This window comes from Autumnicola musiva (genome assembly GCF_031846585.1).
In the GTDB taxonomy this organism is placed as follows: domain Bacteria; phylum Bacteroidota; class Bacteroidia; order Flavobacteriales; family Flavobacteriaceae; genus Autumnicola; species Autumnicola musiva.
Map to the genome: position 1 here is coordinate 361,506 of NZ_JAVRHK010000001.1, position 17,719 is coordinate 379,224.

The following is a 17,719-nucleotide window of genomic DNA, read 5'->3' on the forward strand; positions in this document are numbered from 1 at the left end:
AGCTTCTAATCTGTAAGATCCTGAAACAAGTTCAGGATGACGAAATTCAACAGAAATAAAAAATATAATGATCAAGAAATTTATAGCCCTCCCGGCATTGTTAATTTCCCTCGTAGCTTGCAGTCAGCAAAGTGATTCCTATGAGATAGCTTCACCAGATGGCAGGAACAGGATAAACTTTAAATTAGAAAACAACAGTCCCATATATGCCGTAATGAATGGTGAAAAAGAAATCATTTCCCCTTCAAAAATGGGTTTTGTTTTTAAGAATAGTGATTCGCTGTACCAAAACTTCAAAATAACCGGCGTAGAAGAATCTTCTTATGATGAAACCTGGGAGCAGGTTTGGGGAGAAAAGCATGAAATAAGGAATAACTATAACCAGCTTTCTGTAAAACTTCAGGAAAAGGATAGTAAACAGCGCAAGCTGGAAGTACAATTTCGTGCTTTTGATGATGGGGTCGCTTTCCGCTATGTATTCCCGGAGCAGGGAATCAAAGACAGCATTTTTATTATGGACGAGCTTACCACCTTCAACTTAACAGAAGACGGTAAAGCCTGGTGGATTCCGGCTTATGATGAACAGCGCTATGAAAACCTCTTTACGGCTTCCGCGGTTAGCACGTTAGACACCGTGCACACCCCGCTTACTATTGAAAATGAAAACGGGCCGGCCATCAGTTTTCATGAGGCCAATCTTGAAGATTTTGCAAGTATGACTTTGGCGCATATTTCGGGAACCAAACTTAAAGCCGATTTGGTCCCATGGGCCGATGGCATAAAGGTTCGTACCACTAAATCTTTTACCACACCGTGGAGAACCATTCAAATTGGTGAAAAACCAACTGATCTTATTAGTTCTTACCTTATTCTGAATTTAAATGAACCTAATAAACTGGAGGATACCAGCTGGATCAAGACCTTTAAGTACATTGGAATCTGGTGGGGAATGCATATAGGGAAATTCACTTTTTGGGAAGGAGAAAACCAGGGAGCCACTACTGCAAATGCTAAAGACTACATTCAGTATGCCGATACATTAGGGATAGACCATCTCCTAATTGAAGGCTGGAACAAAGGCTGGACTCCTAACTGGTACCAGAATGCCATGCACCAGTTTAGCTTTACCAAAGAAGCCGATAATTTTGATTTAAAGGAAGTAACCGATTATGCTGCCGATCATGACGTTGAAATTGTAGGTTACCACGAAACCGGCTCTAACCTCATCAACTATCTTAAACAAATAGACAGTGCTTTTGCTTTGTATCAAAAGAGGGGCATCCATACTGTTAAAATAGGCCAGGTAGGCTCAAAGTTGAATATGAAAGAGTGGCACCAGGGGCAGTTTGGAGTGAATTATTACCGCTACGTACTAAAAAAAGCTGCAGAATACGGGCTGCAGGTGTATTTCCATGAGCCAATAAAAGATACCGGCGAGCGCCGTACTTATCCTAATATGATGGCCAGGGAAGGTGCACGAGGCCAGGAATATAATGCCTGGAGTGAGGGGAACCCTCCAAACTATACTACAATTTTACCATTTACACGGCTGTTGGCAGGTCCTATGGATTTTACCCCTGCAGTTTTTGATGTGGAAGTTTCGCAGGGTTACCCCGGGAAACGCGTTCATTCCACAAGAGCTAAACAAATGGCCCTTATGGTGGTGCTTTATTCTCCGCTTCAGATGCTTGCCGATCTTCCGGAATATTATGTGGGGCAACCGGAATTTAAATTCCTGGAAGATGTGCCTACAGACTGGGATGATACTAAAGTGCTGAATGGCGAAATCGGACAATTCATCACAACGGTTAGAAAAGACTTTAATTCTGAAGACTGGTTTTTGGGAAGCATTACCAATGAAGAGGCGCGGGATCTGGAAATTTCGCTGGATTTTTTAGAGAAAGGCGCCAGTTATGAAGCCCATATTTATGCCGATGCTGAAGGTACCGGTTACCAAAATAACCCGGCAGAAGTTAAAATCAGTAATAAAAAGGTAAAATCCGGTGATAGCCTCACTTTGCATTTAGGGGAAAGTGGTGGTGCGGCCATCAGGTTTAAAAAACTATAAATAATTGGTTGAGCCTATTCAGATTGGTCAGGCTGAACTTGTTTCAGCTTCTAATCGTTAGATCCTGAAACAAGTTCAGGATGACGATGCAAGGTTTTAAAGCACCTCAACCTGCTCAACTTAATTCTGAAACTATTCAGAAATACAGATTTTAAATAAGAACAATGATTAAACAACTAAAAATACTCATTTTTCTTTTAACTGCGCTTCCAACATTGGCGCAGCAGGATGATCAATATCCTTTCCAAAATCCGAAACTGGATATAGAGAAGCGTATTGATAATTTGCTGCTTGAAATGACCCTGGAAGAAAAAGTGCAGGCCTTAAGTACCAATCCCTCTGTTCCAAGACTTGGAGTAAAAGGCACCGGGCATGTGGAAGGCCTTCATGGACTCGCCCAGGGCGGCCCTGCAGATTGGGGTGGCGAAGAGCATATGCCAACCACCACTTTTCCGCAGGCTTATGGACTCGGCGAAACCTGGGATACGGAATTGCTTCAAAAAATAGCCAGAGCCGAAGCGGTGGAAACCAGGTATATTTTTCAGAAATATAACCGCGGCGGGTTAGTTGTTCGTGCTCCCAATGCCGATTTGGCACGGGATCCACGCTGGGGCCGTACTGAAGAAAGCTATGGGGAAGATCCTTTTTTAACCGGAAAGCTAACCGTTGCTTTTGTAAAAGGACTGCAGGGCGATAATGACCAATATTGGCGTACTGCTTCTTTAATGAAGCATTTCCTGGCCAATTCCAATGAAGACGGCCGCACCTACACCTCATCAGATTTTGATGAACGGCTTTGGAGAGAATATTATGCCGTGCCTTTTAAAATGGGAATCCAGCAGGGGGGCAGCCGCGCTTATATGGCGGCTTACAACAAGGTGAATGGCATCCCGGCTATGGTGCATCCTATGCTAAAAGAGATTACCCAGGATGAATGGGGACAGAACGGAATTATTTGTACCGATGGCGGGGCTTTTAAATTGTTGCTTTCAGACCATAAATATTACGAAACCAAATACAAAGGCGCTGCCGCCGCGATAAAGGCCGGGATCAACCAGTTTTTAGATGAATATAAAGAAGCAGTTTACGGTGCTTTGGCTGAGGCTTATATTACGGAAAAAGACCTTGATGAGGTAATACGCGGCAATTTTAGAGTAATGATCAAACTGGGAATACTGGATCCTTCAGCGAACAATCCTTATGCTGAAATCGGTAAAGGAAAAGGCACTATTGATCCCTGGAAAACCGAAGCCCATAAAGAACTTGCGCTGGAAGCCACCAGGAAATCTATTGTTTTGCTGAAGAATGAAAATGAGCTTTTGCCCCTTCAGAAGAATAAAATTAAAAGTATTGCCGTAATTGGCCCGCGCGCCGATGAGGTTTTACTGGACTGGTACAGTGGGACACCGCCTTACCGGGTTACTCCGCTTCAGGCTTTAAAAGAAAGAGCAGGCGATAATATTGAAATTCTGTATGCTGAAAACAATGCCGATGGGAAAGCGGCTGAAATTGCCAAAAAAGCTGATGTTGCTATTGTTTTAATCGGAAATCATCCTACCTGCGACGCGGGTTGGGCAGATTGCCCGGTGCCAAGTGAGGGAAAAGAATCGGTAGACCGGCAGTCCCTTAATTCAGAATATGAAGATTTGGTGAAACTTGTTTATCAGGCAAATTCAAAAACTATCGTTGGCCTTATCAGCAGTTTTCCTTACGCCATAAACTGGACGCAGGAAAATGTACCTGCAATTTTGCACATGGCGCAAAATAGCCAGGAGCTGGGAAATGGCCTTGCAGATGTAATATTTGGCGATTATAATCCCGCCGGACGTTTAACCCAAACCTGGGTTAAAAGCATTACCGATTTACCGCCGCTTATGGATTACAACATCCGCAACGGCAGTACTTATATGTATTTTGAAGAAGAACCACTTTACGCTTTCGGCCACGGCTTGAGCTTCACTGATTTTAAGTATGAAGACCTTCAAATTAGCAAAGAAAGTCTACAGAAAGGGGAAACTGCAAACATCAGCATTAAAATCACCAATATCGGAAAAAGAGATGGGGATGAAGTGGTTCAGCTTTATGTAAAACATTTGAATTCTTCAGTTAAAAGGCCAAGTAAGGAACTTAAAGGCTTTAAAAGAATCAATATTAAATCAGGAGAGACCAAAACGGTAAAAATTCCCCTTGATGCAAAAAACCTGGAATACTGGAATAAAGAAAAACAGGAATTTCAGCTTGAAAACGCTCAGATAGAAATACAGATTGGCGGGGCTTCAGATAATATTGCCCTGACCAAAACCCTGAATATCAAAAATTAAAATACTACCATGAAAAATAGAATTTTGTCTTTTTCGGCCGCAGTTATTCTTATTGCCTTTACAGCCTGTAAGGAAGAAACTAATACTTCTGAAAATGCAAATAATTCAGAAGAGAAATCAATTTATAAAGGTAATCCCGTCACTCACGAGTACGACACCAAAATTGATAGTCTTATAGCTGAAATGACTTTAGAAGAAAAAACGGGACTGCTGCACGGGAACACGATGTTTGCCACAGCGGCAGTAGAACGCCTGGGGATCCCGGAGCTAAAAATGACCGATGGGCCATTGGGCGTGCGTGAGGAAATTTCTAAAGATTCCTGGGCTCCTGTAGGAGGAGATGATGATTATGCTACTTACTATCCAGCCGGTGGCGGACTTTCGGCTACCTGGAACCCGGAACTTGCCTATACTTTTGGAAACAGTGTAGGGGAAGAATCCCGGGCCCGCGATAAAGATGTGCTTTTGTCTCCTGCTATAAATATTATAAGGACTCCGCTTGGAGGAAGAACTTACGAATATTTTACAGAGGATCCCTTTTTAAACAAGAAACTGGCAGTTCCCTTTGTAGTTGGGGTTCAGGATAATAATGTTGCGGCCTGTGTAAAACATTACGCCGCCAACAATCAAGAAACCCACCGGGATTATGTTAACGTAAAAATAGATGAGCGTGCGTTGCGGGAAATTTATTTACCGGCTTTTAGAGCAACTGTAGAAGAAGCCCACGCCTACAGCATGATGGGTGCTTATAATAAGTTTCGGGGAGAGTTCCTTTGTGAGAATAATTATATGCTGAATGAAGTACTAAAAGGTGAATGGGGATTTGAAGGTGTGGTTATTTCTGACTGGGCTGCGGTTCATAGTACAGTGGAATCTCTTAAAAGCGGACTGGATATAGAAATGGGAACGCCAAAGCCTTTTGATGAATTCTTCCTGGCCCAACCTTTAATCGATTCTGTAAAAGCAGGAAAAATTTCAGAAGCTGAAGTAGACGAACACGTAAAGCGCGTATTACGGGTAATGTACAGCCTTAACGGTGTAACCGGTGAGGATAGGAAAGAAGGAAGCCTGGCCACAGAGGCACATTATAAAGATGCCTATAACATTGCAGCCGAATCTGTAGTGTTGCTCAAAAATGCCAAAAATATACTGCCTTTAAAAACCGACAGCATAAAAACTATAGCCGTAATTGGAGCTAACGCAACCAAGAAGAATGCTTTGGGAGGTTTTGGTGCCGGTGTAAAAACCAAACGGGAGGTTACCCCATTGGAAGGCCTGAAAAACAGGTTACCAGAATCGGTTGAAATTAACTACGCGCAAGGTTACCAGGAGCGCTATTCAAAATCAGAAAAAGCAAAATTTGGCGATGTAACGCTTGAAGGGCCTGTAACTGTTAATGAACTGGATCCACAAATGCTGAAAGAAGCGGTAGATGCGGCTAAAAATGCCGATGCCGCAATTATTTTCGCAGGTTCCAACCGGGATTATGAGACAGAAGCTTCAGACAGGGCAAGCCTGGATCTGCCTTTTGGCCAGGAAGACCTTATTGAAAAAGTGCTGGAAGCAAACCCTAACACCATTGTGGTGATGATTGCCGGGGCACCCTTTGATATTCAAAATATCAATGAGAAAACATCAACTTTAGTATGGAGCTGGTTCAATGGTTCTGAAGGTGGTAATGCTTTGGCCGACGTGTTAATTGGCGATGTAAACCCATCAGGGAAACTGCCATGGACCATGCCAAAAGACTTGAAAGATTCGCCTGCGCACGCCACCAATAGTTTTCCGGGAGACAGCACTGTAACTTATGATGAAGGAATTTTAGTAGGTTACCGCTGGTTTGATACCAAAAACATCGAACCGCTGTACCCGTTTGGCTACGGACTTTCCTATACCAAATTCAATTTTTCTAATCCAAAGGTGAACAAACAGGAAGCCTACTCTTCCAATGAAACCATAAGTGTTTCAGTAGATGTTGAAAACACTGGGAAAGTGGCCGGAAAAGAAGTGGTTCAGCTTTATGTTTCAAAAGCAGATTCAGAAGTACAGCGGGCGGCAAAAGAACTTAAGGGCTTTAAAAAAACTATGGTTCCTGCCGGAGGATCAAAAACAGTAACTATAGAACTTCCTGTTAAGGAACTGTCTTATTACAACGTAGACAATAAAAGCTGGACAGTAGAGCCGGGAACTTATACACTAAAATTGGGTAATTCTTCAAGGGATATTATAAATGAAGTTACAGTTAACGTGGAATAACTTTCCACGGACAGGCTGATATGGACAGAACATTAACTTAAAAATCAACAATTATGAAAAACAACCACTTTAATGCCTTTGGCATATTGTTAATCCTCACCTTGATGTTGGGATTGGTATCATGTTCAGAAGATGATGAAATTGTGCCTTCACAAGACGTGGAATTCGGTGTTTCACCAACTTCCATGAGTTTTCCGGCATCGGGAGGAAACAGCATTATTAATGTAAACAACAACGGGGAATGGGATATTTCTACCGATGCCGACTGGCTAACATTTTCAAATCAATCGGCAACCCAAAGCAGCAAAATTACCCTTACTGCTATGGCTAATAGCGATACTACAGCAAGAACTGCCACCTTAATGGTAAATGGCATTGAAAACTCGCAGGAAATACAGGTAACCCAGGAAGGAGCCGAACCCGAACCTGTTGAACAGGAAATCACCTTTGCCATTCCGCCCGATAATACAGGAATAAGCGACCTTGGCAGTGCTGATTTTGCCGACCAGATGATCATTGGATGGAATCTAGGTAATTCCCTGGAAGCTGTAGGAGAAGAAGGGGAAACTTCCTGGAATAATCCCGTAGTTACTCAAAGACTAATAGATTCAGTTAAAGCCGCAGGTTTTAATGCGGTACGGATTCCTATTGCATGGAGCAAATTTTCAGATGAAGCTTCCTTTACAATAGAAGATGCCTGGATGAACCGTGTGGAAGAGGTTGTAAATTACGTAATTAGCAATGATATGTACGCCATTATAAACATCCATTGGGATGGCGGTTGGATGCAGCCTACGTACGAGGAAGAAGATTATGTAAACCAACGTTTGGATACCATGTGGACGCAAATAGCCACAAATTTCCGGGATTACGATGATCATCTCTTATTTGCCGGAACCAATGAAGTTTTGGTTGAAGGTGATTACGGAACCCCTACAGAAGAATACTATACCGTACAAAACGGCTTTAACCAAACCTTTGTTAACAGCGTTCGCTCTACCGGAGGGAAAAACGCCTACCGGTATTTGGTAGTACAGGGCTTCAATACAAATATTGACCATACGGTTAATTTCTTTGAAATGCCTGAAGATGTAGATATTGCTGAAAACAGGCTTATGGTGGAGGTTCATTATTACGACCCATACAATTTCGCTTTAAATGAAGATGATTCTGTTTGGCAATGGGGAAATGATGCCGAAGATGCTTCTCTTACTGCAGGTTGGGCTAATGAAGATCATGTAGACAACCAGTTTCAGAGAATGCAGACGAATTTTGTTGATGAAGGTGTTGGGGTGATTTTAGGAGAATATGGTGCTATTGCCCGTGATGTGGAAGGGCATGAAGTCTATCGCCTGGACTACCTGCAATATGTAACCCATTCTGCAGCCGAACATGGTATGGTGTCATTTTACTGGGACAATGGGGACATAGATGAAAACGGCTTTGGTATCTTTGATCGTTCTACAGGAGAAACTTTATATCCTGAGGTTGTGGAAACTATTATCAATGCGGCGCAATCTGCAGAATAAATTCTTAATACCGGTAATTTTTCAAAAATTCAGGAATTAAGACGTTCAAAAGTCTGATGAAGGGGGAGGTTTATTCTTTTTAGAGCACCTCCCCTTCATCTTACCTGATAATATTGCCAGCTTTCCATCATCTTATCTTTATTATTAAAAATGCTATATCCAAAAATTTGGGATATATTAAAGGCTAATATCGCTAGTTGCCAAAACTAATTAATACAATGCCCGGCTGATAAATTTAAAATTAGATGAAAAAAGAAATAACCATTACCAATGTTGAAGTACATGATGTACGCTTTCCCACCAGTAAAAGTTTTATAGGATCGGACGCGATGAACGCAGACCCCGATTATTCTGCTGCTTATGTTATTCTGAAAACAAATCATCCTGAGCTGGAAGGCCATGGACTTACTTTTACCATTGGGCGGGGCAATGAAATTTGCGCACAGGCTATTAAACCACTCGCACGATTAATAACTGGCAAAACCCTGCAATCTTTCACGGCTAATATGGGCGCTTTCTGGACTATGATCACCGGAGACAGTCAATTGCGCTGGCTGGGGCCTGATAAAGGAGTGATGCACCTTGCTACGGGTGCGGTTGTAAATGCCGTGTGGGATCTTTATGCAAAAGCTGAAGGAAAACCTTTGTGGAAACTGTTGGCAGATATGTCCCCGGAAGAACTGGTTTCCTGTATAGATTTTAAATACCTAACCGATGCCATTACGCCTGAAGAAGCCCTGGAGATGCTGAAGGAAAAGGAAAATGGTAAACAGGAACGTATAGATCATCTAGCTGAAAAAGGCTATCCTGCTTACACCACTTCGGCCGGGTGGCTGGGATATACAGACAATAAAATACGCCAACTTTGCCGCGAAGCAAAAGCCGAAGGCTGGAAACATATAAAAATGAAGGTAGGCTCCAACCTTAAAGATGACGTTCGCAGGGCTAAAATTATAAGAGAAGAAATTGGCAGTGACCTGAAGTTAATGATGGACGCCAACCAGAAATGGGATGTGGATGAGGCCGTTGAAAACATGAAAGTACTGGCTCAATTCGAGCCGTGGTGGATTGAAGAACCCACCAGTCCCGATGATATCCTGGGCCATGCCAAAATTGCCAAAAATGTTAATCCGGTTTTGGTGGCTACAGGTGAACATTGCCATAACCGTATCATGTTTAAACAATTTATGCAGAGCAATGCGCTGGGTATATGCCAGATAGACAGCTGCCGGGTGGGTGGCGTTAACGAGGTTCTGGCAATTTTGCTTATGGCAAATAAATTTGATATCCCGGTTTGCCCGCATGCCGGGGGTGTTGGATTATGTGAATATGTTCAACATTTGTCAATGATTGATTATATTGCTATCAGCGGAAAGCTTGAGAACAGGGTTATTGAGTATGTAGATCATCTGCATGAACATTTTGAGGATCCGGTAATAATTAAAAATGCCGCTTACCTCCTGCCCAAGAAACCAGGCTACAGTATTACCATGAAACCAGCTTCCCTGGAAGAATATGCTTTCCCCCATGGAACTGCATGGAAACAGATTCCGAAGAAATAATATTATCACAACACCATCAAGAAAATGGAAAAGTTCAGCTTAAAAAATAAAACAGCAGTAGTTACCGGCGGGGCCAGCGGAATTGGCAAAGCCATTACCGAAGCCTTTATTGCGCAGGGAGCTATTGTTCATATCCTTGAAATTAATTCGGAAGCCGGAGAAAATCTTGCTTCGGAATTAAACAAAAAGGAAAAAGTACTTTTTGTTCATTCCTGCGATATTACCAACCAGGAGAAAGTAAAATATGCTGTTGAAGAAATTGCAAATATTGATATTCTGGTGAACAACGCCGGAATTGCCCATGTTGGCAACATTGAAAAAACAGAAGAAGCCGATTTGGACCGGTTGTACAATGTGAATATTAAAGGTACGTACAACTGCCTTAAAGCCTGTATTCCTAAAATGAAGGAAAAGCAAAAAGGCACTATAATCAATATTGCCTCTATAGCATCCTCAGTCGCAGTGGCAGATCGTTTTGCGTATTCCATGACCAAAGGCGCGGTTTTAACCATGACTTATTCCATCGCAAAGGATTATATTTCTCACGGGATACGCTGCAATAGCATCTCCCCTGCCCGCGTTCATACGCCTTTTGTAGATGGTTTTATAAAAAATAATTATCCCGGCGAAGAAGAAAAAATGTTTGAAAAACTTTCGGCTACCCAGCCCATAGGCCGAATGGGAAAACCCGAAGAAGTTGCTAACCTGGCCGTATATCTCTGTTCAGACGAAGCCTCTTTTGTAACGGGAACAGATTTTCCCATAGACGGGGGATATATTAAACTGAATGGCAATTAACCAGAAAAACCAAAGCATGAAATTACTAAGATTCGGAAAAATAGATGAAGAAAAACCGGGAATTGAACTGGAAAATGGAAAACGAATAGATGTTTCCGGTTTTACGGAAGACTTTAATGAAAAATTCTTTGAATCCGGCGGAATCCAGAAGCTGGAAAACTGGCTAAAAGATAATGCTGCTGATTGCCCTAAAGTTTCTCAAGATACAAGATTAGGAAGTCCGTTTTCCCGTCCTTCAAAATTGATCTGCATCGGGCTCAATTATGCCAAACATGCGGAAGAAACAGGCGCGGAAGCACCAAAAGAACCGGTACTTTTCTTTAAGGCAACTTCAGCTATCGTAGGGCCTAACGATAATTTGATTATTCCGAAGAACAGCAAAAAAACCGATTGGGAAGTGGAGCTTGGGGTGGTAATTGGTAAAAAAACCTCTTACTGTTCTGAAGAAGATGCCCTGGATCACGTGGCCGGTTATGTGCTTCACAACGATTATAGCGAACGAGAATTCCAAATAGAAAGAGGCGGCCAATGGGTAAAAGGTAAAAGTTGTGACACCTTTGCTCCTCTTGGCCCATGGTTGGTTACTAAAGATGAAATCAACGATCCTAATAACCTGAACCTTTGGCTAAAATTGAACGGGGAAACCAAACAAAGCAGTAATACTTCAGATTTTGTATTTAATGTTTCTGAAGTAGTGAGCTATATCAGCCAGTTTATGACGTTGTTACCGGGAGATGTAATTTCCACCGGAACCCCTGCCGGAGTGGGAATGGGGTTAAAGCCGCAACGTTACCTTAAAGAAGGTGATGTAGTGGAATTGGGAATTGATGGCCTAGGCAGTTCTAAGCAGCACGTAAAAAACTATAAAGGATGATATTTGACGCTCATGTACATTTCTGGAATTACAATCCACAGCGCGATGTTTGGATAGATAAAAATATGGGCGCCATAACGAGAGATTTTTTGCCTGAAGATTATCTGGAAGCAATCAAAAATCATGAAGTTAACGGCTGCATTGCCGTACAGGCAGATCAATCTGAAGAAGAAACCGAATTTCTGTTAAAGCTCGCTGAAAAACATAAGTTCATAAAAGGAGTTGTGGGTTGGGTTGACCTTACTGCGGAAGATGTTGCCGAAAAACTTAAAAAATTCAGCCAAAACAAAAATCTAAAAGGAATAAGATATGTGCTTCAGGATAAGGAAAATGATTTTTGCCTGAACCAGACCTTTCTCAACGGCATTTCAAAACTTCAAAATTTTGATCTCACTTATGATATCCTTGTAGATCACCGGCAACTGAATTCGGTTATTCATTTGGTTGAAGATTTCCCGGAACAGCCATTTGTACTGGACCACCTTGGAAAACCGGATATCAAAAACATCAAATATCAGGACTGGAAGAAGAACATAGAACGTCTTGCAGAATTTCGGAATGTGCAATGCAAACTTTCAGGAATGGTCACTGAAGCCGACTGGCAAAGCTGGAAACCGGAAAATTTTAAACCTTATCTGGATACAGTTTTCACTTACTTCGGAACAGAAAGGGTCTTTTTTGGATCAGACTGGCCGGTATGCAAACTGGCAGGAGATTACCAGGCCGTGGTAAAACTGATGCAAGATTATACTTCACTATTTAGCAAATCAGAAAAAGAAGCGATTTTCTACAAAAACGCTCAAAAATTTTACAAGATCTAAATCCATGATAAAAAACTTTTCCCGGTTTATAGTACTTATGCTGCTATTAATTTCCTGTGCCGGTCAATCACAGAATTTAGCTTCTGAAAATCTTTTGTGGTACGAAAATCCGGCGCAAGACTGGAATCATGCCCTGCCTGTTGGGAATGGCCGTTTGGGAGCAATGGTTTTTGGCGATCCAATAAATGAAAGAATCCAGCTAAACGAAGACTCCATGTGGCCAGGCGGGCCAGATTGGGAGAACAGCAAAGGTACTCCTAAAGACCTGGCTGAAATACGCCGCCTGGTAAGGGAAGGAAAAGTACATTTAGCCGATAGCCTTCTTGTGGAGCGGTTTTCGTTTAAAGGAGTTGCCAGGTCCCATCAGACCATGGGCGATCTTTTTATTAACTATCAGAATCAAAACATTCAGGATTACAAACGCAGCCTGGACATTGCAAAAGCAGTAGCCAGCTCTTCCTGGATGGCGGGCGGTTATCAGGTTTTACAGGAAGTATTCTCCTCCGCGCCAGATGACGTGCTGATTGTAAGGATCAAAACCGAAAATCCTGAAGGTATCAATTTTAGCCTGAACATGAGCCGGCCAGACGATAACGGGCACCCTACGGTTTCAGTTTCTGCCACTAAGGATAATATTTTGAATATGCAGGGAATGGTCACCCAATACGGCGGTGCAAAAAATTCTGAACCTGTAGTAATAGATTACGGCGTAAAGTTCGAAACTATCCTGAAAGCTGATGTAAAGGAAGGATCGGTAACTTCCAAAAACGATACGCTCCATTTCAAAAATGTAAAAGAAGCCGTACTTTACGTTGTTTGCAGCACATCATTTTATCATGATGACTATGCTGCTAATAACGAAAAAACACTGGAAAAACTTCAGCATAAATCTTACAAAGAGTTGCTTTCTGCTCATATTAAAGATCATCAGCAGTATTTTAACCGCACTTCTTTAAATTTGGGAGAAAAGGAACCGGATACCCTTTCTACCGCAGAACGCCTGCAGCAGGTTAAAGATGGCAAAGCTGATCCTGCCCTGGTGGAAAAACTTTTCCAGTATGGCCGGTATTTGTTAATTTCCAGTTCCCGCCCCGGTACCAATCCCGCAAATTTACAGGGAATCTGGAATAAAGATATACAGGCGCCGTGGAATGCCGATTATCACCTAAACATCAACCTGCAAATGAATTACTGGCCGGCAGGGCCGGCAAATCTAAGCGAGCTGCAGGAACCGCTTTTTGACCTTATAGATCGTTTAATTGAAAGAGGAAAAATACTAGCCAAAGAACAATATGGAATGGATGGCACCGTAGCGCACCAAACCACAGATCTTTGGGCAACACCCTGGATGCGCGCCGAGCAGCCCTACTGGGGTTCCTGGATACACGGCGGCGGATGGATCGTTCAGCATTACTGGGAACACTACCGCTTCACGCAGGATACTACCTTTTTAAGGAAAAGAGCTTACCCCGCATTGAAAGCCTATGCTGAATTTTACGCAAATTGGCTTACAAAAGATGAACGCGATGGAACCCTGGTTTCCTATCCGGAAACTTCGCCTGAAAACTCTTATACCGCGGCAGATGGAGAGAGTGCCGCTGTATCAAGAGGTAATGCCATGGGTCACCAGATAATTGCTGAAGTTTTTGAAAACACCCTTGCCGCGGCTAAAATTTTAGGAATTTCAAATGATTTTACTGAAACCATAGAAAATAAACTGGGGAATCTGCATCCTGGAATAAAGGTTGGCTCAGATGGCAGGCTGCTGGAATGGGACCGGGAATATGAAGAACCCGAAAAAGGACATCGCCATATTTCCCACTTATACGCGTTGCACCCCGGCGACGATATTACCAGCGAAGATCCTGAATTATTTGAAGCAGCCCGGAAAACCATTGAATACCGCCTTGATCACGGCGGCGCCGGCCCCGGCTGGAGCCGTGCGTGGATCATAAATTTCTATGCCAGATTGTTAAATCCTGAAAAGGCCTATAACAATGTGCAGCTTTTTATGGAGCGGTCTATTTATCCAAATTTATTGGATATTCATCCTCCGTTTCAAATAGACGGTAATTTTGGTTTTACAGCCGGAGTTGCCGAAATGCTCCTTCAATCTCATGAAGGTTTTCTAAGAATTTTACCCGCACTTCCGCAGGAATGGCCGAATGGGAATATTAAAGGCCTGAAAGCCCGCGGCAATATTAAAGTTGAGATTATATGGAAAGATGGAAAACTGGAACAATTAAATTTAACTTCAGAAGAAGATAAAATCGTGCAGGTGAAATATGGGGAGAATATGATTGACGTTAAACTAACAGCGGGACAAGCAACTGTTTTAGATAAGAATTCAGAATTAATCAAGCTATAATATGGATTTAGGACTTCAGGAAAAAGTAATAATAGTTACAGGAGGTACAAAGGGAATTGGCGAGGCCATTTCAAAAGAAATTGCTGCGGAAGGCGGCATTCCTGTTTTTATTGGCCGAACCCCGGAAGACGGTGACAAATTGCTGAAAGAACTAGAGGCAAACAGTCAAAATGGTCATTTCATCCAGGCCGACCTAAACGATCCTGAAGCCTGTAAAAAAATAGTTGCTGAAACTGTTAAAAAATTCAGTAGTATCTATGGTTTGGTAAACAATGCCGGAACCAATGACGGGATTGGTTTGGAAAACGGTTCTCCTAAAAAATTTAAAAATTCCCTGAATTCTAACCTGAACCATTATTATGAAATGGCGCATTATTGCCTGGAACATTTAAAAATTTCTAAAGGAAGTATTGTGAACATTAGTTCCAAAACTGCTTTAACCGGCCAGGGAGGGACTTCAGGCTATGCTGCGGCGAAAGGCGCACAACTCGCGCTTACCCGCGAATGGGCATCAGAATTGTTGCCTTATCAAATTCGTGTAAATGCAATTATTCCCGCAGAAGTACAAACTCCACAATATAACAGCTGGATATCCACTTTTGACAATCCGGAAGAAAAATTAAAAAAGATAACTGATAAAATTCCACTAGGAAACAGGATGACCACCAGTGAAGAAATTGCCCATACTGCGGTTTTCCTGCTTTCCGAAAGATCCTCGCACACCACTGGCCAATTATTAGTAGTAGATGGTGGTTATACACACCTGGATCGTTCAATTACCTGAAAATTGGCAAAATATGACCTTAGTTTGTCAAAAGTGCTCTGCTCTAAAGTTTTCTTCAGGTAAAAAGGCAGAAAAACATCAGTGTTTTAAAATGGCAATTATCAGTTTCTGTTTTTAATCCTGGTATTAAAAAATACAGCTTTTTCACTTCTGTAAGGTTTCAGAAACCTTGTAGGTTTGATTTCTTTCTATACCTATAAGGTGTGAAAAACCTTGCAGGAAAATTATTCCTTATAGCCAGAAATTCCTTCCTGTAACCACTCATAATATTCGTCAGGATCTGGAGTGTAAGCAGCCGGTTCGCTCAGCTTTTTACCATTGGTGTTCAAAAGCACGTAAAATGGCTGCGCGTTTGCTTCAAATCTGCTAATCTGAAAGTCGCTCCATTTTTCTCCAACAGTGGTTATTTCCTTACCTGTAGTTTCTGAAGTATAAACTTCATCTTCAGGTAAATCCCGCTTATCATCTACATAAAGCGAAATCAGCACAATATCGTTCTTCAGGATATCCAGAACATGCTGTTTAGGCCATACGTTTTGCTCCATCTTCCGACAGTTTACGCAGGCCCAGCCGGTAAAATCCAACATTACGGGTTTGTTGACTTTTCTCGCGTAAGCCATTCCTTTTTCATAATCATTAAAAGCCAAAATATCATGCGGCGGAAGCAAATGCGCACCTTCGGGAATTTCGGCATTGGTATCAGAATTTGCCGTAATCGAATTTCGGCTATAGCCAACCCCATATGGGGATTCGCTGTATTCCAAAGGCGGCGGGAAAGCACTGATTAAGTTTAGCGGAGCACCCCACAACCCGGGAATCAGATAAATGGTAAAAGTAAGCACCAGAAGCCCCATCAGCATTCGGCCAACTGAAATATGTTCCAGGGGAGAATCGTGCGGCAGGCGTATTTTTCCGAATAAATAGAAAGCGAGCGTCCCGAAAATAGCAATCCAAATGGCTATAAAAACCTCCCTTTCCAGTAAATGCAACTGCAATACCAAATCTGCCTGGGAAAGGAATTTAAAGGCCAGCGCCAGTTCTAGGAAACCTAAAAATACTTTTACGGTATTCAACCAGCCACCACTGCGCGGCAAACTATTTAACCAGCCGGGAAAAGCTGCAAAAAGGGCAAAAGGTAAAGCTATTGCCAAAGAAAAGCCCAACATTCCTACAATAGGAGCGAGCCCGCCGGTAGAAGCCGCCTGCACCAGTAATGTACCTACAATTGGGCCGGTACATGAAAACGAGACAATTGCCAGGGCCAGGGCCATAAAGAAAATGCCAATTATCCCGCCACGGTCTGCCTGGGAATCTACTTTATTTGCCCAGGAATTAGGTAGCATAATATCGAAAGCGCCAAAAAAGGAAATGGCAAAGACCACCAGGATAATGAAAAATGCCAGATTGAACCATACGTTTGTAGCCAGCGCATTAAGAGAATCGGCGCCAAAAATAGCTGTAACGGCCGATCCCAGCAGGACGTAAATCACTACAATGGAAATTCCGTAGATAAGTGCATTGCGGATTCCTTTCGCCCGGTTTTGGCTTTGTTTGGTGAAATAACTTACCGTCATGGGAATCATAGGAAAAACACAGGGTGTAAGCAGCGCTGCGAATCCAGAAAGAAAAGCGACCAGAAAAATTCCCCATAAACCCTTTTCTCCTTCATTATCGGCTACAAAACCGGTTTCAACTTTATTGGTAACTTGGGCCTCTTCGTTTGAGACTTCAGTGGTATCGGGATTTTCTTGTCCAACAGCAGTGGAATTAAAAATATTAGGATCTGCGGAAGCTTCTATTCCTGATCCTGCAGGAACGCTAATGCTGAATTCCTGTACTTCAGGCGGCAGGCAACGTTCATCATCACATACCATAAATTCTACTGAAGCTTCTATTTCAGCCGTTTCCTTCAGCAGTTTTATAGTTTGCCGAAAGCTGGCCTCATTTTCAAAAAATTTAATGCGCATCCCAAATACTGGATCGTCTACCGTTTTTCCCTGCTCTTCTTCAGTCTGTCCGATGATTTCATATGCCTGGTTTTCTCCAAATGAGAAAGTTGTGGGAATAGGACCTCCTTCAGGTACATTTTGGGCATAAAGGTGCCATCCCTTTTCAATTTCCGCAGAAAATATAATTGTATATTCATTTTCAGCCCCGGAAACTTTTTCCACGGAAGAAGACCAGTCCACAGGATCATAAATCTGGGAAAAGCCCTGCAGGAAAATGAGGAGAAACAGGCTCAGAAGAAAATTCTTCATAACGTATTAATTTTGGAACTATTCAAAATTACCAAATCAATTTAGCAACTTCTGAAAAAAGAAAAGCCGAAAATTCACAT

Annotated in this window: 11 protein-coding genes; 10 read left to right on the forward strand and 1 reads right to left on the reverse strand. The window is 42.3% G+C overall.

What is annotated here, in order from left to right; genetic code table 11:
* The first annotated feature begins 67 nt into the window (after positions 1-67).
* The 10 genes from RM539_RS01535 to RM539_RS01580 all read left to right on the forward strand — a co-directional run bounded on the left by RM539_RS01535 (position 68) and on the right by RM539_RS01580 (position 15,381).
* Positions 68-2,068 (forward strand): glycoside hydrolase family 97 protein, encoded by a 2,001-nt coding sequence (locus RM539_RS01535; RefSeq protein WP_311501713.1) that lies wholly within the window; start codon positions 68-70, stop codon positions 2,066-2,068.
* A 164-nt stretch (positions 2,069-2,232) separates the two neighbouring features.
* The gene (locus tag RM539_RS01540; RefSeq protein ID WP_311501714.1) at positions 2,233-4,389 is read left to right on the forward strand and encodes a glycoside hydrolase family 3 C-terminal domain-containing protein; all 2,157 of its coding nucleotides are present in this window, start codon (positions 2,233-2,235) and stop codon (positions 4,387-4,389) included.
* 9 nt (positions 4,390-4,398) lie between these two features.
* Positions 4,399-6,645 (forward strand): glycoside hydrolase family 3 C-terminal domain-containing protein, encoded by a 2,247-nt coding sequence (locus RM539_RS01545; protein WP_311501715.1) that lies wholly within the window; start codon positions 4,399-4,401, stop codon positions 6,643-6,645.
* A gap of 53 nt (positions 6,646-6,698) precedes the next feature.
* Positions 6,699-8,174 carry a cellulase family glycosylhydrolase gene (locus tag RM539_RS01550; RefSeq protein WP_311501716.1) on the forward strand — a complete coding sequence of 492 codons (1,476 nt, stop codon included), beginning with the start codon at positions 6,699-6,701 and terminating at the stop codon, positions 8,172-8,174.
* Positions 8,175-8,419: 245 nt separating this feature from the next.
* Positions 8,420-9,736 (forward strand): L-fuconate dehydratase, encoded by a 1,317-nt coding sequence (locus RM539_RS01555; RefSeq protein ID WP_311501717.1) that lies wholly within the window; start codon positions 8,420-8,422, stop codon positions 9,734-9,736.
* A 24-nt stretch (positions 9,737-9,760) separates the two neighbouring features.
* On the forward strand, positions 9,761-10,534 hold the full coding sequence (locus RM539_RS01560; RefSeq protein ID WP_311501718.1) for an SDR family NAD(P)-dependent oxidoreductase: 774 nt from the start codon (positions 9,761-9,763) through the stop codon (positions 10,532-10,534).
* Positions 10,535-10,550: 16 nt separating this feature from the next.
* Complete coding sequence (locus tag RM539_RS01565; RefSeq protein ID WP_311501719.1) at positions 10,551-11,408, forward strand: fumarylacetoacetate hydrolase family protein; 858 nt, start codon at positions 10,551-10,553, stop codon at positions 11,406-11,408.
* On the forward strand, positions 11,405-12,229 hold the full coding sequence (locus RM539_RS01570; protein WP_311501720.1) for an amidohydrolase family protein: 825 nt from the start codon (positions 11,405-11,407) through the stop codon (positions 12,227-12,229). Before RM539_RS01565 ends, RM539_RS01570 begins: the two co-directional genes overlap by 4 nt.
* Before the next feature lie 4 nt (positions 12,230-12,233).
* Positions 12,234-14,597, forward strand: a complete 2,364-nt coding sequence (locus RM539_RS01575; protein WP_311501721.1) for a glycoside hydrolase family 95 protein — start codon at positions 12,234-12,236, stop codon at positions 14,595-14,597.
* 1 nt (position 14,598) lies between these two features.
* Positions 14,599-15,381: an L-fucose dehydrogenase gene (locus tag RM539_RS01580; protein WP_311501722.1), complete on the forward strand. Its 783-nt coding sequence runs from the start codon at positions 14,599-14,601 to the stop codon at positions 15,379-15,381.
* 224 nt (positions 15,382-15,605) lie between these two features.
* Here the strand turns inward: RM539_RS01580 and RM539_RS01585 are convergent, their stop codons facing one another.
* A complete protein-coding gene (locus tag RM539_RS01585) occupies positions 15,606-17,639 on the reverse strand; it encodes a protein-disulfide reductase DsbD family protein (RefSeq protein ID WP_311501723.1) in 2,034 nt (677 codons plus the stop codon).
* Positions 17,640-17,719: the final 80 nt, after the last annotated feature.